Below are 18244 nucleotides of genomic sequence, written 5' to 3'. Positions count from 1 at the left end.
ACGGTTGGAGGAAACCTATGGCGCAATGGAAGTTCGTGATTGGGGTTTGTTGCGCGCTGTTTCTTGTCGCTTGCGCTCCAAAATCCCGTACATATGAAAAGACAGCATCGGCTGCGCTGCCGGCGAATTCGGGCACGGCTCTGGGCCAGGCGGCCGATCGCCTTGGGGACCCCAAAGACGGTCGGTCAGGCATCAAGCTGATCAGTGATGGAGAAGAAGCGTTTGTTTCACGGCTGCTGTTGGCGGCTGCTGCCGAGCGAACGATAGACGCGCAATACTACCTTCTACACAACGACCCAACAGGTCACCTTTTTGCAGCCAGTCTTTTGCAGGCAGCAGATCGGGGTGTTCGTGTCCGATTGTTGCTGGATGACATGGACACGTCCAGCTATGACGCGATGACGGCCGCGTTGGACAATCACAAAAATATTGAGATCAGGCTATTCAATCCATTTTGGCGAGATCAGAGCCTTTTGATTGCGGGTATCACAGATTTCAAACGCATCAATCGAAGAATGCACAACAAGTCCATGACGGCAGACAATGTGTTCACGATTGTGGGTGGAAGAAACATCGGTGCCGAGTACTTTCTGGCACGGGAAGAAATGAACTACGCTGATCTGGATGTGCTGGCCGCAGGCCCCGTTGTACGCGAAGTGTCGCGTAGCTTTGACTCTTACTGGAACAGCGAGTTCGCCGTTCCGGCACGTGCGGTCGTTGGGGAACCCGAAGAATTTGACCTTAGCGATGCACGAAGCAGGTTGAAGGAACTGGTCGAAGAAGCGAAGCAAACGCAGTACGGCGCCGCCCTCAGAAAGTCAGCACAAGAGAACTTCGCAGATGGAGCCCTGTCACTGGATTGGCAGCCTGCGAAACTATATGCTGATCCACCTTCAAAAGCGGCGGGTCTGGATAGTTCAGACCCCGTTCTGGCATCTCAATTGCTTCCGTATTTTGAGAATGCCCGCAGTGAGGTGAATATCGTGTCCGCCTATTTCGTGCCGCGCAACAACGGCGTGAAATGGTTGACCGAACTCGAGAGGCGCGGGGTCGACGTAAAGGTCGTAACCAATTCACTTGCGTCTAACGACGTCGCACCCGTTTACGCACACTACGCTAAAAAACGCCGAGCACTTTTACGCGGTGGAGTAGAACTGTACGAACTGCGACCCGACGCTTATCAAGTTCAACGCCGCGGGATTAACTGGGCTCAATCGCGATCAGGCCTACACTCCAAGGCATTTGCGGTTGATGACCGATACTTGTTCGTAGGGTCGTTCAACTGGGACCCCCGGTCTGTCAACATCAACACCGAGATGGGAATTCTGATTGACTCGCCAGCATTGACTGCACAGACGATGGGTGCCCTAGACGATGCGCTGCCCGCATACACATATCACGTCACACTCGAGCAAGCTGGCCAGCTTAGATGGACGACAAGAGATGATGATGGCAACGTCCTTGAATATGAATCCGAGCCGACTGGATCAGCCTGGGATCACATAGTTTCCGGTTTCCTGAGTATTTTGCCAATTGGGTCGCAGCTTTAGGTCTTTTTGACAAATAATCTGATGGCATGTCGCCCTTTTTGGGGGCGCGGCTACACCGAAAGGGGGACGCCCAGACGTATTTCTGGCCATCGCCCGGGCGACCTTCAGTAAAACCCAATCTCGCTGACATCCACACGGGCCTCGTGATCGCGCCCATAGGCTACAACTCCAACCGAGGTGATTTCGTCAGCGACGGGAATAGCGCGCAACATAGCACCTGAAGCCTTGAAGGCTGACAAAGGCAAAGAGACTTCGGTCCAGTCTTCTGAAGTTGGAAACTCGGCCTGATAGTATTGCCAAGGAAGCACGGTGCCACGTGTCCTGAGGTGAACAAAATATTGCTCGCCGTTACCCCGGACCAACAGCCTTACGCCCGATACGCCAACATCGGGCCGATCAGGCAACTTGCGTCGGAACTGGATGAAGCCACCGTTGTTTTTTGTACTGACGGTTCCGGTCAGATGCGCGAATGCGACATCACCTTCCGTACGAAACTGCACTTTCCCTGAAGAGACGCCTCCCATGACTGTGTCCGCAACATAGTCCCAACGCGTCTCGGGAGACTTGGAAAAGTCCTCAGCAAGGTTTTCATCAGCCTGTGCCATTGTAGATCCGAGCATAACAAGCCCCGAAAAAAGCCCAAAGAAGTTGGCACGCATGTTGTTCCTTCTCAGTTCAGTATCGCAATAGAAAGATTAAGCGCCGTGGCAAATGCGACCCATGCACAATACGGCAGGAAGGCCAGCGCGGAGACTGGATCCGAGTTCCTCACCCGAGCGATGAACACGAAGATGACAGCCAGCAACGCAACAATGACCACAAAGGCAACCCACGGCATTTGCAGTACGAAAAAGGTTGGTGACCACAAAAAGTTCAGCCCCATCTGCGCCCACCACAACTTCATGGCGGCCGAGCTCCGGTCTGCTTCGAACTGGCGCCAGCCCGCCATCGCGATCAATACATAAAGCGCCGTCCAAACCGGGCCAAAAATCCAATTTGGTGGATTGAAAGCAGGTTTAGAAAGTTGCGCATACCAATCACCGGGTGCGGTTAGTATCCCGATCAGGATGCCGCCTCCGAGCATGAGCACAAGAAATGCTATGCGGATCAACCAGTCCGACATTGCCGGGCAGCTCTCAGCAATCCTTGGTCATCACGTTGACGAACGCTTCGGAAGAGAAGGTCGCAGTATTGGTCTCATCCGAGGCAGTATATGACACCATGGCGCCCTCGATCTCCGACCCAGAAACAGTGATTTCGCGTTGCCCAATGGTGTCATCTACATCGATGGTAAAAGCGAGTTGTTCCCCTGCCGCGAGGGAGGCGATCTCAAGTTCAATTGTATTTTGCCCGTCCACGACCGACGGAAGCTGACGCAGTGCGTCAGCACCTTCAACGAATTCGAGAGGTTGAAAAACCTCCACGCCAGCGCCTTTTTCGGTAACGTCGAAAATCAAGCTTCCGGCAGATTGCGACAAGTCAATTTTGACGGTCGAGGCTACGACGTCGCACGTTCCGACATTTGTCAGAACAAAACGATCCTTTGGTGCGCCCTCTACGAAGCGAATTTGAACACCAGCTTGAAGCGAAGTGGCTGCGAAAAATCCAAGGGTCGCAGCGATAATGCTGGGTGGAAGCATTCTTTTCTCCTTGTTAAGAGGTACTTGATAAATACGCCTCGGCGGGTGTCTTGGATCAGATTAATACCTTTTGCCTATCGTGGTTCAGCCAATAATTGCTTTCGAAGTTACGGCTACAATCGCGCCTCGGAGATCAAGTGCGGCCTCGATGAAATGCAGGTAGCCAATAACTTAGACTGCCACGGGTGGATCGTCGGAATCGTTCCCAAAGTCCCTGATGAGAAGCGTCGCACGCAATTCACCGGGAACATTGGCGTGCAACACTGACGCGCAGCGCATTGTTCCGACCTCGCCTGACTTTGTTAAAACACTGACGTCACCCGCTGCATGGCTTCCAGATTTTCCTCGGTTGAAAAAATATAGGCATCCTGAATTTGCCCCTAGAACCCCAGAAAAGGAGATTTGAAACCCGAGGTAACGCCCCGGGCCCGTAGAAAGCAGAAAACAACTCGGCATCTTGTCCTCCGGCTGAACACGGCAATCCGGGTTCTGGGGCGGCATCTTCAAGTTCTGGACCTGAGAGGTCCTGCGCGCATACAGCCGTGCCCGATAATACAAACGCAGTGGCAGGTGCGGGTCATGTGATCGCTTGAACCAATTTCCCAATCTGTTTCAGCAATCAGGTGTTTCTCCTTATTTGGTCCTTGGCGCTGCGGGTTTTCGAGCGGTTACGAGTTGGAATTTAAGAATCACACGCAAGCAAGTTTGGTCGAACTTGCCGCTATACGGTCGCCAACAACGCATCGGAAAGCTCGCATTCTGACAGGGCACCCGGTGCACCTATTGCAACAAGCCTTGTTTCGCGTTTTCGGTGGCCCCATACCCCATCCCTTGCGATGTCCATACGTTTTCCAACGACCTGAACGAGAATGCGATGATCCGGGTCCTCCTCGCTAAAAACAAAACCCTTGAGGCGATAGACATCGCCTGGAAGCTTCCGAATTGCGTTCCGGAGAGAAGATAGGCTTATCGGGCGTTCAGCTTTCATCATGGTTGTTGAAAAACTGTCCGAGTGATCAGAGTGGCGGCAACCACAATCTGGTCCATGTTCGTGATGATCGGGTATTGTTGTTTCGAGCTGTTCGGCGGCAAAGCGACCAACGGAAAGAAGTATATCCAGTGGGACGTCGGCATTGACAGCTTCGACCAGGCGATATCGACGGAAGCGAGACCCAAGCCAATCGTGCACCTTCTGAACAGCTGCCCTGTCGACGAGATCGACCTTGTTTAAAATAACCATGTCCGAGAACGCGATTTGACGGAGCTTCAGTTCCATTTGTTCCGGCGCAGCAAATAGCTGTTCCGCATCGACAAGACACATTAGGCTGTCCAAGCGGATCATGTCCCGAAACTTCTGATCGGTAAATGTCATCGCGATAGACGACGGGTCGGACACACCACTTGCCTCAAGGACGATGTATTCCGGCTTCTCAGGCCGGGCAAGTACGGCTTCCACCGTTTCGATCAGGTCATCTCGTATCGAGCAACAAACGCAACCATTAGCCAGGCTCATCACATCATCTTCGAGGCCGACTACAAGATCGGCATCGACATTGATGGATCCAAAGTCATTTACCAGAACCGCAACCCGCAACCCGTGATTGCCTGTCAGGATGCGGTTCAAAAGTGTTGTCTTACCGGCTCCTAGAAAGCCGGTAAGGATCGTCACGGGGATCGCAGAAGTCGAACCAAATTCAATCATCGTTCGATCTCCTCTCAGTCTTCATCACGCGTGCCGATTACATCCGAAACTTTGATGGTAAAGTCCTGCGGCCAGTCCCCGCCGGGTGCTCGGAAAACGTCAGTTGGGTAGTACTCGCGTGGATCAATCTCCATATCTCTGTACTTCTGATCTTGCTGATCTGCTCGGGTGAGCCTCGGGTTCGGTAGTGTGATTTCATCTGGAAGCTCGATACGTCCGGCCTCGGCTGCCGCAGCCAGTTCGCGGAATGGCGGAACAGTACCGGATTTTCCGGGCAGTGCAGCTTTCCTGTACCAGATTGCATCCTTGGTCACGTTCACAACGGCTACATCGAGACCCCATTGGAACAGACCGTCGTAGTGGGCGCGAATACCAGCCAGCATTTCTGCATCGATGTCTTCGTCCTGGGTATAGTGTGTCACCATTCCCAAACGCGGCCTTGTGTCAGCAAAGAGCTTACCCACGGCATAGTGGGAGGTGTGATGCGTATCGATAGTGTAGTTAAAGAGATCTTGTGGGATACCATATTTGTAGGTCATCAGCTGACCAATATCCTGTCCCGACATTTCGGTTACAAAGACATCAACACCTTCGCCGTATTTTCGTGAAAGCTCATCCGGGCGACCATCGCCGGTCCATACAAAGCTCAGCCCGTTCCAATCGAGTCGATAGCCAACCGCACCGTCCTTGGCATGGCTTCGTGGCCAGGACCGGACAGTCACGCCATCTTCGTCATAAACGATGCCGCCTTCCTGACGGAAATCGAATTCATTGACTTCGATCTCGTAGCCGTCCCCAATCGGGAACACATCAAAGGCCTCTAGATGCCATTTGAGCATCTGTTGCATGCCTTTGACCATTCCGGCGGTCCCAAGTTCCGGTGTCCGACCAGAGGGACCGTGAATGCGCAATGGCGTGTAGCCACCCGACCAGGCACGGAACGGGTAAATATACGGAATGTCGGCATAGTGGTCGACATGTAGGTGAGAGATGAAGATGTCGTTGATCAGTTGCCCCGGTACTTGCATGGCAACGATGTTGCGGACACAACCGGAGCCAAAATCGAAGAAGAACCGCTTTCCATTCCCCAACTCCACCATGATACAAGTACCCGCCTGATCTTCGCGCGGTGGATACGGTGTTGAACCACAGAATGAGATGCGCATCTCATCTGGCCCCAACTCCTCACTCAGTGGAAAATAGTTCGCGTTTGAACCGGTCATGTACTTCGTCGGGCGGAAGTACTCTGGCAATGATATGCCGCCTGCGGGTCGACCGCCATATGGGTTCTTGAGTGTTTCTCCCAGGGGGCCGTCTCCTTCGTGGGCCTCGGCACTTCCTGCCGCAAACCCAGCTGCCCCTGTCGCGGCCGCTCCAGTGGCCAAGCCCTTTAGAACACTCCGCCGCGACGGGTCTTCGATTTGCTCTGTTGGTTGCCCCTGTTTGTTGTCCAGGTCTTTCCCAGTGTCTTCCTTAGTCATGGACCAGTCCTCAGTTAGAAGTGTTGCGAAGGCTTCGCTTCACCATCCGGCGAAGCTCGTTGATCAGCTCAGATTTGATGTGGGTCCATTCCGCGCGCTCTGGGGCTGGTATTGATGTGTCATCCAACAGTGCCGATACTTTCTTCAGGTCTTCGATTGCCTCGCTGAGCAACGCATCCGTTTCGTTAAACCCTGAGAGCGCATCGGAAAGCTCTGGAAGCTCGTCACTCAGTTCCCAAGTCACTGGATTATCCATGGTTCCCACTATCTATTCTCAGATCAAGATGAGTGCGGTTGACGATGCAGGCCAAGTGAGTCACCGTGAGTTGGGGGTGAGTTTGCTTTGAACCAAGCTAATGAATTGCCGATAGATCAAGATATTGCACCGCCATCGCCGGAGCTTGTCCGACAAGCACTTCAGAGCGTTGTTTCAAGCGTCGCGTTCCAGGCTTCGCCGCGACTCCAGCAATTTATTACTTACGTGGTCGAAGAAACTCTCGCTGGTCGCGGCGCCCAAATCCGTGGCAAAGCAATCGCAGTCGAAGTTTACGGTCGAAGTATTGATGGCACCGGTGGCCGAAATCTCGTTCGCGTTGAAGCCAGACGGCTGCGTCGACTGCTTCATGAGTTTTACGAAGATCAATGGAACGGCAAAGGGGTTCGCATTTTTGTTGATCCGGGTGGATACAAGCCACGGTTTTCGCAAAAAAATACGACAGCATACGACACTTCAGAGGTACCGAGTAGCGATGTGCTTGCAGAACATCCGCGTTTGAAAAAAATGCTGCCGTTTGGACTGGGTGGCCTTGTACTGATTACTGGACTTGGCTTTTGGCTGGTTCAAGATAGCAATGTGGTTTTGCCCCCAACCCAATCCCTAGGACAGGCTGAAAGAGCAGCCCTTGGTGAGCAGTCTTTGACGAGACTTCAGGCGGCTAACCTTGCGGATCAAGCCAGAGGAATGTTTTTTCCTGTTTTCGATGTCAAACGACAGCAAATAGCATTAGGAATGTTCCAGCATGCCACGGAGTTGGACCCGGCACTTTCCGATGGCTACGCCGGATCGGCACAAGTTCTGGCGACTTTGGCTATTTTGTCCCCGGACACAGCGCAAAGAGATGACCTTATCAGCAAGGCTTCGGAGATGTCGGGAAGGGCGCTTGATCTGTCTCCGACAGATGCCTGGGCAAACGGCGCAAATGGTTGGGTATTGGCTGCCCAAAATAATCCAGTCGAGGCTAAAAAATATGCAAGAATGTCCGTCGAACTTGCTCCGAATGATGGTCATATCCTGGATCTTGTCGGCATCACAGCCATCCTGGCTAACGCACCGGAACTTGCTGCCGAGGTTAGCAATCCCGAAAGACTAAGGTCAGGATCGGGCCGCTTTGGCGCACGTAATATTTGGGGTGTATCGCAGCTTATGCTCGGGAATTACGAAAAGGTTGTCGAAGCATTTCAAGGCGCGCCCGCTGCCGGTGCGCCCGTGAGTGCTCCGTCGCTCCTATTTCAGGCCGTTGCGCAGGATCAGCTGGGACATTCGCAAGAAGCACAACGACTGGTCACTGAAATGCGCAAAACGTGGCCTGAGTTTCCATCGGAGTTTCTCGCCGGCAGGATCTTCCACAATGATGACGCAACGCGGCAAGCGATACTTGATACTCTGACTAGATACTGATCAAACACGTCGTATCGCAGCCGATGCAAAGTGTTCTAGGGTCAATCCTTGATGTCACATTCAGAGGTACAAAGCGACGTTGAACTCGAATGATTGGACTTGGTCCGAAAGCTTTACAGCGTTGAAAGCCATTGAAGATTGCAAGAATTGACGAATCCGGACGACTTTGCACAGCCCGCTTTCTGCGCATCGCAGACATTTGCGAAAGTCCAAGCAAGAAAGGCTGCATAGAACCCAAGGTTCCTAAGGAGGACCTTTGCGGGATTCAGCAACGCAAGGGGCCGTAACCGCAAAGACTACGCCAAAAGACTGAATTATTTTGCACGTTTTACTGACGACACTGCGCGGCTCGAGAAACGCGTTCAATTGATTGTAGCCACTGCACGTCTCCCTCAACTAAAACCGGGCGCCTCTCAAACAAGGATGCATCCTGATAGGATAAATTCCAACTTGATCATATGGCAGCAGTTCATTTTCAGGCTTGTGATAGGCCCTCGCCTTAAGAATAGAGATCTCCGTAGTTGCTGGGTGAGCGCGTCCAACCCGGCGCGCTCACTTTGCTTGGTATAGCCCGTCGCTAAGGGGTTAAGAGCGATGTATCACTCTGCGGCGACTGCTTCCTCTTCCAGTGCCGGATAATCGTTATACCCTTTTTCATTGCCGCCGTAGAGAGTGGTTGGATCGAGCTCATTCAGTGCGGCGTCTTTCTCCAGCCGGTTCACAAGATCCGGGTTGGAAATAAACGGCCGACCAAAGGCCACCAGATCGACGGCGCCGGTCTCGACCGCTTCAATCGCCATGTCTCGGTCATAAGCGTTGTTGCCCATTTTAACTCCGTCAAACAATTCATAGAGCGCCTTTAGGTCACCACCTTCAGGAATATCGCGCGGGCCGCCGGTCTGCCCTTCTACGAGATGGAGATAGGCCAACCCATAGCTATTCAACAATTTGATCGCATGCGAGAATGTCGCCTGTGGATCGCTGTCGAAAATGTTGTTAGCGTCCGAGAACGGGCTGAGGCGGACACCGACGCGGTCGGCGCCCCACACGTCGACAACAGCGTCCATCACCTTTTTCAAGAATCGCGCTCTATTCTCAACAGGACCACCGTATTCGTCTTCACGCTTGTTCGACCCGTCGCGCAGGAACTGATCGATAAGGTATCCGTTGGCTGCATGGACCTCTACACCGTCGAAACCAGCCTCTTTGGCGTTTTCCGCGGCCCTCCGGTAGTCCGCAACGATGTCAGCAATTTCTTCGATGGCCAGAGCCCGCGGTTCGGAAGTTTCAACAAACTGCTCACCATCAAACGTCTTGGCCTTAGCGCCAATTGCGGATGGCGCAACAGGGGCTTCACCACCCTCCTGCAAGCTGTAATGCGAAATCCGTCCGACATGCCAAAGCTGGATCACGATCTTCCCGTCTTTGGCATGGACGGCCTCAGTCACTTTTTTCCAGCCGTCGATTTGTGCTTTGGAATAAATGCCGGGCGTCCAGGCATAGCCTTTGCCTTGGGGCGAGATTTGCGATGCTTCCGTGATGATCAGACCAGCAGCTGCCCTCTGCGCGTAGTACTCGGCCTGCAATTCATGGACACTGTCATCCTCAGCTCTTGCCCGGTTACGGGTAAGTGGCGCCATGACAATGCGGTTCTTCAGCTCGATTGCGCCAGCTTTGATGCCCGAGAACAGTTTTTCATCAGCCATTGCTGCTTCCTTCTTTGGTAAACTTCGTTCAGATATTATTGGACCAACTAGTCCAATATTGTGCTCACTGTCTCTTGTTTGAGTTTGTGTTAGGTTTCATTTCGTAATGGTGGCGGGAGACCTTATGGTGAAATCACCAACCGGGCTTGTTTCAGGGTTTGCGATATCTGCTCAGCGGGAACGCCCGCCTTACGCAAGGCTAGTGTGCCAATGGCAAGGGAGGCATAGGCGCGCGCCCTGTCGAGCGCCAGACTTGGATCTGAAGGCTCAAGCGCTTCCGCAATAATTTTGTCAATGCTCTCCAAATGGTGGCGTCCGAGATCGGCCACTTCATCATCATGCGGGGCAAGCTCGGTAAGGCAGTTGATCAGCATGCAGCCGTCACGACCTCCTTGCGGGTTCGCCAAGGCTTCCATTATCGCGCCGACGGGGTCATCTCCGCCCGCGTCCGCGACGTCGTGCAAAGCTTTCAAACCACGTCTTGAATAGTGGCTGAGGGCTTTGCGAAACAATGCCTGCTTGTTTCCGAAGGTTCCATAGAAGCTGGAACGGCTCAAACCCATGGCCTTGGTCAGATCGTCCACCGACGCGGCCTCGTAGCCCTTGTGCCAAAATACGCACAAGGCTTTTTCCAAAGCATCGGCTTCGTCAAAGGCACGAGGCCTACCCGGGCCTACGGGCGACTTGATGTCGGCAATTGGAAGGGTTTCTTTGTTCATGGCATAGATGTGGAATGATCAGTCCAGAATTTCAAGGGACCAGTCAGATAAAGCTGTTCATCCGACTTCATTCGCAGGTCTGTTCGGCAAAGGAACTTGCTACAACATGATCAGAAATCCAGATTCTCAACACTCAAGGCGTTTTTCTGGATGAACTCCCGACGAGGTTCCACGACATCACCCATCAACTTGGTGAACAGATCATCCGCCTCAACCATGTCATCCACGCGCACTTGCAGCAGTGTCCGCGCATCCGGATCCAGTGTCGTTTCCCACAGCTGGTCAGGGTTCATCTCACCCAGGCCTTTGTAGCGCTGCAAGGACAAGCCCTTTTCACCCTCTTCCAGAATGGCGCGCAACAAGTCCAGCGGACCGTGAATCATCTGGCTGCGATCACGACGGTTCAATGTGGCCGGAGAGTTGTAGATCTCTTGCAGGCTCTGCGTAAAGCTGCCGGTCTTGCGCGCCTCGCCCGAGCGCAGCATCGGGCCATCCAGCGTGCGGACCTCTTCGACACCGCGCAGGATACGGGCCAGCCGGATGCCGTGATCCTGTGTGATCCGACCCTGCCAACCGCGTTCGTATTCCAACGCGATCAGATCCAGCCGTGCGGCGACTTTATCAGCCACACCTTGCAGGTCAGCATCGACCGCGCCGGGCACAAAGGCACCGGCCACGGCGGCCTGTTCCAGAATATGCCGCGGGTAATGCGTTGGAAACGCGTCCAGCACACGTTTCAGCTGACGCGCCTCGTCCACCACGCGGGTCAGATCCTGACCGATGATTTCCTCACCCGAGCCGAGTTTCAGAACCGCGCCTTCGACGCCCTGATTGATCAGATAGTCATCCAGAGCGGCCTGATCCTTCAGGTAAACCTCTGACTTCCCGCGGGAAACCTTGTACAGCGGCGGTTGCGCGATATAGAGGTACCCGCCCTCGATCAGCTCTGGCATCTGCCGATAGAAGAAGGTCAGCAACAGGGTCCGGATATGCGCGCCGTCCACATCCGCATCGGTCATGATGACGATCTTGTGGTAGCGCAGCTTTTCAATGTTGAATTCATCGCGGCCAATGCCCGTACCCAGCGCCATGACGAGGTTGCCAATTTCCTGAGACGACAGCATCCGGTCGAACCGGGCGCGTTCCACGTTCAGGATTTTCCCCCGCAAGGGCAGAACCGCCTGCGTCAGACGATCCCGTCCGGTCTGTGCCGATCCACCTGCCGAGTCACCCTCGACGAGGAAAACTTCGGTTTTCGACGGATCTTTCTCGGAACAATCCTTCAGCTTGCCAGCCAGATAGTTCACATCCATCGCCGTCTTGCGCCGGGTCAGCTCGCGCGCCTTCCGCGCAGCTTCCCGGGCCAACGCAGCCTCGATGATCTTGCCGACAATATTCTTGGCCTCGTTGGGGTTTTCTTCGAACCACTCGGCCAGTTTTTCATTCATCAGACCTTCGACAGCCGGACGGACCTCGGAGGAAACCAGCTTGTCCTTGGTCTGGGACGAGAATTTCGGATCGGGCACTTTCACCGACAATACGCAGGTCAAACCTTCGCGCGCATCGTCACCGGTGAAGCTGACCTTTTCCTTTTTCGCGATCCCGCTGGACTGCGCATAGTTGTTGATCGTCCGGGTCAAAGCCCCCCGGAACCCAGCCACATGGGTCCCGCCGTCGCGCTGCGGGATGTTGTTGGTGAATGGCAGCACCGTTTCGTGGTAGCTGTCATTCCACCACATGGCGATCTCGACACCGATATCGTCGCGCTCGCCCTTGATATAGATCGGCTCGGGCATGGCCGGCGTTTTGGATCGGTCGAGGTACTTGACGAATTCCTTCACGCCGCCCTCGTAGAACAGCTCGGTTTCCAGCCGCTCGGCAGGGCGTTCGTCGATCAGGATGATCCGCACGCCCGAGTTCAGGAAGGCCAGTTCGCGCAGCCGTTTTTCCAACGTCTCGAACGAGTATTCGAGATTCGAGAACGTGTCGGTCGACGCCAGAAACCGCACTTCGGTTCCCGTACGATCGCCGCATTCGCCGACAACCTTCAGATGCTCTGCCGTTTCACCACCCTCAAATCGCGCCACGTGCTCTTTGCCCGCGCGCCAGATGCGCAGCTCCAGCCAATCCGACAGGGCGTTTACCACCGAAACACCCACGCCATGCAGGCCGCCCGACACTTTGTACGAGTTGCTGTCGAACTTGCCGCCCGCGTGCAGCTGGGTCATGATGACCTCTGCCGCTGAAACGCCTTCTTCCGGGTGGATATCAACAGGAATTCCGCGGCCGTTATCGCTGACCGAAACGCTGGAATCCGCGTGAATTTTCACGGTCACATGGTCGGCGTGACCCGCCAACGCTTCGTCAATTCCGTTGTCGACAACCTCATACACCATGTGGTGCAGGCCCGATCCATCATCCGTGTCCCCGATATACATCCCGGGGCGTTTGCGAACGGCTTCTAAGCCCTTGAGAACTTTGATGGAATCTGCGCCGTATTCTTGAGGAGCCTGTGCGTCTTCGGACATTCAGTCAGTACCTATATTATTTTGGTACCTTATACGTTTTCTGGTGGGGATTGTCACGCGATCCCCCAATATTTTGTGTGTACTCGGGTCGTTTTCTGCCCATCCGAATCCACCTCATAACCGGTCGATGTCAGAAGCGATATCCGCCGCGATTTCCAGCGCATCGACATCCTTGCGTTCGGCCGATAACCGAAGCCCCAGAATGTCCGACTGATACCGGGCCGCCAGCCGATCTGGGTCATGTTCAGGCCGGATTTCACCGGCAGCCTGGGCGCTGCGAAACAGGTCGGCGAAACACGCCTTCATTTCCGCCATGTGAAGCGCGGCCTGATCCGCAAGCGCATGATCCTTCGCCTGCAACTCGGCATATGTCTTTGCCAACATGCAAGCCTTTGCCGGGTTCTCGACCGCTTCGATGACCAAACGAGGTTGCGCCTTGAGCGCTTCCTTCGGCCCCAGTCTTTCAGCAAGGGCGTTCAGGCGCGCCACGCCTTCTTGCGTGTAGCTTTCCAGCGTCAACGCATAGAGCGCATCCTTCGACCCGAAAGCCGCGTAGAAACTGCCAGGTTTCAGCTTCAATTCCCGCTCAAGGTCCTTCAGCGACGTACCAGCCCAGCCCTGACGCCAAAAGATGTCACGGGCCTTCTCGATCAACGCGTCGCGATCATATGCGGGTTTTCGGGGCATCGGCATCACCAATTCTTGAACGTTTACTCAAATATATACTTGAGTGATCACTCAAGAAACCCTAAATACTACCCATCGCGCCAAAAACAGGAGTTCCGACATGGCCACTTTCCCGTCTCATGATATCGAATCCGCACCCGAAGCATCCAAACCACTGCTGGAAAAGTCCCAGGCCGCCTTTGGCCGTTTGCCGGGCCTGCACAAGGTAATGGCAGAAAGCCCACAGCACCTTGAAGGCTATCAAGTTCTGCACAGCCTGTTCTTGCAGACCGATTTTGACAACGATGAGAAGACCGTCGTCTGGCAGACCATCAATGTGGAAAACGAATGCCATTACTGCGTGCCCGCGCACACCGGCATCGCAAAGATGATGAAGGTATCAGACGAGATAACTGAGGCTTTGCGCAATGAAACCCCACTGCCTTCGCCCAAGCTCGAAGCGCTGCGCACCTTCACCCTGCAAGTGATGGAAACCCGTGGCAACCCGACCGAGGAACAGCTTCAGGCGTTCTTCGACGCGGGCTATTCGCATCGTGCGGTTCTGGACGTGGTGCTGGGCCTGGCACAAAAAACCATGTCAAACTACGTCAACCACATGGCCAAAACACCGGTCGATGAAGTCATGCGCGGTTTCCTGTGGGAGCGCAAAGTCAACGAACCGGCCTAAGCCGCCACGACCGACCCCTCATCGCCTTCGGTCACGATCAGCGTCTGGGCCCGGTCACCCAACTCCTCAAACAGTTCAGGCCCGGTGCCCGTCATCCAGGCCTGAGCACCCAACGCACAAATCTCGTCATAAAGTGAAGCGCGCCGACCCGCGTCCAGATGAGCAGCCACCTCATCCAGCAACACGATCGGTGGCGCACCCACCATTGCGGCCAAAGCTCGGGCATTGGACAGAATCAATGAAACCAGCAGCGCCTTCTGCTCACCGGTCGAACAATCCTTGGCGGGAACACCCTTGGCAGCAAAGACGCCATACAAGTCTGACCGATGCGGCCCAACCAAAGTCCGACCCGCAGCCAGATCCCTGAACCGGCTTTCATTCAAAGTCTCGCGCAAATCCTCAGCCGTTTCCGGCATCGCGCCTTCGGTTTGCACCAATTCCAACTCGGCAGACGGAAAAGCCGTTTCCGCCTGGTCCTGCGCCACCCGCAGATGACTCAACGCCGCCAATCGCGCTGCGTGGATACGATGCCCCATCTCTGCCAGCTGACCCTCAAGCGCAGCATACCAATGCTCGTCCCGAACCTGCTCTTTCAGCAAACGGTTCCGTTCGCGCATTGCTTTTTCGTACGTCAGCGAGGCCTCTGCATGAGACGGATCAAAACTGAGCGCAATGCGATCAAGAAACCGGCGCCGGCCTTCGGCCCCTTCAATCCACAGGCGGTCCATGGATGGAACCAGCCAGACCACCCGCGCAAGTTTACCCAGATCAATCTGGGTGGCGGATTTTCCATCAATCCTCACCTGCCGTGCTGCACCACCCTCAGACCAGGTTTCGATTTCGAAATTCTGACCCTGCGATTGCAACAGTCCCGACAGTTTCCAGCCCAACGCCTCGGGCCGCCGCGTCATCTCGGCCGCGCTTGCCCGCCGCATTCCGCGACCGGGTGAAAACAAGGATACCGCTTCCAGAATATTGGTCTTGCCCGCCCCGTTCGGCCCGTGAATCGCCACCGGTCGCCCGTCCAGAGACAACCGCGCCAGCTTGTGAGACCGAAAATGCGAGACCGTAAGCTCGGTCAGGGCCAATCCCATGACCCCTCCCTTCATCTTTTCAAAAATACTCCCGCCGTAGGCATCGCGCGTCCGCGCGATCAGACGCGCATTGGCATGACGACGTAAACCGCGCTCTGATCATTGCCTTCGCGCATCAGGGTCGGGTCGCCAGCTGAATTGAACATGAACACCGCATTCTCTCGATCCACCTGAGACGCGATCTCCAGCAGATATTTGGCATTGAACCCGATCTCCAGACGCTCATCACCATAGGCGACGGCCAGTTCTTCCTCGGCCGCGCCACTGTCTGGAGCGTTCACCGACAGGACCAGCTTGTCGCCATCCAGTTGCAGCTTTACCGCACGCGAACGCTCGGAAGACACCGTTGCCACCCGGTCCACGGCCTGTGCGAACTCGGCAGCATCCACTTCCAGCTTGCGCGTATTTCCTTGCGGGATAACGCGCGTGTAGTCGGGAAAGGTTCCGTCAATGACCTTCGAGGTCAGCGTGATATCCGGCGTGGCGAAACGCACCTTGGTTTCGCTGACCGAAACCGCGATATCCATTTCATCATCGTCCAGCAGCTTGCGCAGTTCGCCCACGGTTTTCCGCGGGACGATAACGCCCGGCATGCCCTCTGCACCATCCGGCAAATCGGCATCGATCCGAGCAAGCCGGTGGCCGTCGGTGGCCACGCAGCGCAGCACCTTGCCGCCATCGGATCCGGCGGCCACATGCATGTAGACACCATTCAGATAATACCGTGTCTCTTCTGTTGAGATTGCGAATTTCGACTTGTCGAACAACCGACGCAGCAAGGCAGCCGAAGCCGTGAAATTTGATTGATACTCCGACGACGCCATGACCGGGAAATCCTCTTTCGGCAGCGTCGCCAACGAGAAATTTGACCGACCGGCCTCAACCGTCAGACGCCCTGCCGCGCTGTCGGCGGTCAGCGTGACCAACGCTCCGTCGGGCAGTTTTCGCACGATCTCGTGCAAGGTGGTCGCGGCCACGGTAGTGGAACCGGCTTTCTCGACCTGCGCCGGGGCTTTGTCGACCACTTCGATATCCAGATCGGTCGCGCGAAACAGCGCCTGATCACCTTCCGCCTCGATCAACACATTCGCAAGTATGGGTATGGTGTTGCGACGTTCCACAACGGATTGGGCCTGCGAAACGGCCTTGAGAAGGGTGCCGCGTTCGATGCTGATCTTCATACCCTCAATTCCTCTGACTTGCGTACCGACATGGGCGGGACTGGCACGTTAGCGGTTCCACCCTGAGGCACAAGGATTTTTTACGGATTTCTGGGTTGGATTGCGTCCAGCGTCAAGGGCAGCGTGCCTGACAGGCACCAGTTCTGATCCAACCGTGGACTAATGCGCACAAGAAACGCCCCGGGTCCGAGGAACCGGGGCGGTTTCCTGCATTAGAGGCGCGGATCAGGCTTCAAGCGACCGGCGCAGCATTTCCACATCTTCAGCGATCTGACCATCGGTCAGCTTCAACTCTTCAATGCGCTTGACGCCATGCATGACCGTCGTGTGATCGCGCCCGCCAAAACGGCGGCCGATCTCGGGCAGCGACCGGCTGGTCAACTGCTTGCACAGATACATCGCCACCTGACGCGGACGCGCGTAAGAACGCAGGCGCTTCGGGCCGATGATGTCAGAGAGCCGGATGTTGTAGTACTCGGACACCTTCCGCTGGATCTCTTCAACGGTGATCTTACGTTCCGAGGCGCGCAGCACATCCGCCAGACAATCCTGCGTCAGTTCCATGTCGATCTCGCGACCAACCAGCGAGGCAAAGGCGAACAGACGGGTCAGGGCACCTTCCAGCACCCGAACATTGGTCGAGATGCGATGCGCCAGGAATTCCAGAACGCCATCGGCAATCGTCAGGTCCGGATAGGATGAGCTGTATTGCTGCACCTTGTTCTGCAAAATGCCCAGACGCAGTTCATAATCGGTCGGGTGCAGGTCAACCACCAGACCACATTGCAGGCGGGATTTCACCCGATCTTCCAGATCCTTGATCTCGCCCGGGGCGCGGTCGGCCGAGATGATGATCTGCTTGTTCTGGTCCACCAGCGCGTTGAACGTGTGGAAAAACTCTTCCTGAGTGGAATCCTTGCCGGCGATGAACTGCACGTCATCAACCATCAAAACGTCAACCGAACGGAACAGGTGTTTGAAATCCATCATCCGACGCTCGCGCAGGGCCTGCACGAACCGGTACATGAACTGTTCCGCCGACAGGTACAGAACGTTCAGTTCCGGATGTTTGGTTTTCAGCTCCCATGCGATGGCATGCATCAAGTGGGTCTTACCCAGCCCTACGCCGCCGTACAGAACCAGCGGATTGAAGGTCACCGGCCCGCCCTCGGATACCCGACGCGCAGCCGCATGGGCCAGTTCATTGGGCTTGCCGACGACAAAACTGTCAAAGGTAAAGCGGGAATCCAACGGGGCGGCCTGAAGCGATTCCAATGTATCCTGCGCCGGATCCTCGCTCGGCGCGGCGACAGGTTCAGGCTTTGCCACCGGCGGCGTATCGACAGCTGGCTTGGGCCGGGCAGGCGAGTTTGCGGCGACGCGGAAATCCAGACGCTGCACAGTTTCACCTGCGGTGTTCAGCTCGTATAAAATGAGGTCCGCAAAATTCTGGCTGACGTAATTGCCCATGAAATTAGTCGGCACCGAGAAAACCGCCACGCCGTCCTGAAGCTCCTTGAATTCCAAAGGCTCGATCCAGGTCGTATAATTGTTCCGACCGATGGCCTTCAGCAACTTGTTACGCAGTAGTCCCCATTTCTCTTGTGTCAT

General features: G+C 55.2%; 16 protein-coding genes. 3 read left to right on the top strand and 13 right to left on the bottom strand.

All coding sequences use genetic code 11. From position 1 onward, the window contains the following. Window positions 1–239 precede the first annotated feature (239 nt). On the top strand, window positions 240–1550 hold the full coding sequence (locus FIU92_RS00080; RefSeq protein WP_254705327.1) for a phospholipase D family protein: 1311 nt from the start codon (window positions 240–242) through the stop codon (window positions 1548–1550). Window positions 1551–1654: 104 nt separating this feature from the next. Here the strand turns inward: FIU92_RS00080 and FIU92_RS00075 are convergent, their stop codons facing one another. The 6 genes from FIU92_RS00075 to FIU92_RS00050 form a co-directional block, all read right to left on the bottom strand. Then, window positions 1655–2170: a CIA30 family protein gene (locus tag FIU92_RS00075; RefSeq protein WP_254705326.1), complete on the bottom strand. Its 516-nt coding sequence runs from the start codon at window positions 2168–2170 to the stop codon at window positions 1655–1657. Window positions 2171–2220: 50 nt separating this feature from the next. Continuing rightward, complete coding sequence (locus tag FIU92_RS00070) at window positions 2221–2673, bottom strand: TspO/MBR family protein (protein WP_152456623.1); 453 nt, start codon at window positions 2671–2673, stop codon at window positions 2221–2223. 13 nt (window positions 2674–2686) lie between these two features. Further along, window positions 2687–3190, bottom strand: coding sequence for an aggregation factor core (locus tag FIU92_RS00065; RefSeq protein ID WP_152456622.1), 504 nt, complete (start codon window positions 3188–3190; stop codon window positions 2687–2689). A gap of 721 nt (window positions 3191–3911) precedes the next feature. After that, a complete protein-coding gene (locus FIU92_RS00060) occupies window positions 3912–4892 on the bottom strand; it encodes a GTP-binding protein (RefSeq protein ID WP_152456621.1) in 981 nt (326 codons plus the stop codon). A 14-nt stretch (window positions 4893–4906) separates the two neighbouring features. After that, window positions 4907–6373, bottom strand: a complete 1467-nt coding sequence (gntH, locus tag FIU92_RS00055; protein WP_152456620.1) for a guanitoxin biosynthesis MBL fold metallo-hydrolase GntH — start codon at window positions 6371–6373, stop codon at window positions 4907–4909. A gap of 10 nt (window positions 6374–6383) precedes the next feature. After that, entirely contained in the window at window positions 6384–6629 is a 246-nt protein-coding gene (locus tag FIU92_RS00050) for a hypothetical protein (RefSeq protein ID WP_152456619.1), read from the bottom strand. An 87-nt stretch (window positions 6630–6716) separates the two neighbouring features. On the opposite strand from FIU92_RS00050, the gene FIU92_RS00045 reads away from it, so the two are divergent. Continuing rightward, window positions 6717–8051, top strand: coding sequence for a hypothetical protein (locus FIU92_RS00045; RefSeq protein ID WP_152456618.1), 1335 nt, complete (start codon window positions 6717–6719; stop codon window positions 8049–8051). A 599-nt stretch (window positions 8052–8650) separates the two neighbouring features. Here the strand turns inward: FIU92_RS00045 and FIU92_RS00040 are convergent. From FIU92_RS00040 to FIU92_RS00025, 4 genes are all read right to left on the bottom strand, one after another. After that, window positions 8651–9757, bottom strand: coding sequence for an alkene reductase (locus FIU92_RS00040; RefSeq protein ID WP_152456617.1), 1107 nt, complete (start codon window positions 9755–9757; stop codon window positions 8651–8653). 122 nt (window positions 9758–9879) lie between these two features. Next, window positions 9880–10392: a TetR/AcrR family transcriptional regulator gene (locus FIU92_RS00035; RefSeq protein WP_254705325.1), complete on the bottom strand. Its 513-nt coding sequence runs from the start codon at window positions 10390–10392 to the stop codon at window positions 9880–9882. A 194-nt stretch (window positions 10393–10586) separates the two neighbouring features. Beyond that, window positions 10587–13004, bottom strand: a complete 2418-nt coding sequence (gyrB, locus tag FIU92_RS00030; RefSeq protein ID WP_152456615.1) for a DNA topoisomerase (ATP-hydrolyzing) subunit B — start codon at window positions 13002–13004, stop codon at window positions 10587–10589. 114 nt (window positions 13005–13118) lie between these two features. After that, window positions 13119–13691 (bottom strand): TetR/AcrR family transcriptional regulator, encoded by a 573-nt coding sequence (locus tag FIU92_RS00025; protein WP_152456614.1) that lies wholly within the window; start codon window positions 13689–13691, stop codon window positions 13119–13121. Between the two features lie 100 nt (window positions 13692–13791). On the opposite strand from FIU92_RS00025, the gene FIU92_RS00020 reads away from it, so the two are divergent. Beyond that, the gene (locus tag FIU92_RS00020; protein ID WP_152456613.1) at window positions 13792–14358 is read left to right on the top strand and encodes a carboxymuconolactone decarboxylase family protein; all 567 of its coding nucleotides are present in this window, start codon (window positions 13792–13794) and stop codon (window positions 14356–14358) included. Here FIU92_RS00020 and recF read toward each other — a convergent pair. The 3 genes from recF to dnaA all read right to left on the bottom strand — a co-directional run bounded on the left by recF (window position 14355) and on the right by dnaA (window position 18244). Then, window positions 14355–15452 (bottom strand): DNA replication/repair protein RecF, encoded by a 1098-nt coding sequence (recF, locus tag FIU92_RS00015; protein ID WP_172978438.1) that lies wholly within the window; start codon window positions 15450–15452, stop codon window positions 14355–14357. The two genes, FIU92_RS00020 and recF, sit on opposite strands and share 4 nt — an antisense overlap. 59 nt (window positions 15453–15511) lie before the next feature. After that, complete coding sequence (dnaN, locus tag FIU92_RS00010; protein ID WP_152456611.1) at window positions 15512–16633, bottom strand: DNA polymerase III subunit beta; 1122 nt, start codon at window positions 16631–16633, stop codon at window positions 15512–15514. Between the two features lie 225 nt (window positions 16634–16858). Further along, window positions 16859–18244 carry a chromosomal replication initiator protein DnaA gene (gene dnaA, locus FIU92_RS00005; RefSeq protein WP_152456610.1) on the bottom strand — a complete coding sequence of 462 codons (1386 nt, stop codon included), beginning with the start codon at window positions 18242–18244 and terminating at the stop codon, window positions 16859–16861.

This window comes from Ruegeria sp. THAF33 (genome assembly GCF_009363615.1).
GTDB lineage: Bacteria > Pseudomonadota > Alphaproteobacteria > Rhodobacterales > Rhodobacteraceae > Ruegeria.
This window is presented reverse-complemented; position numbering and strand designations above follow the sequence as displayed.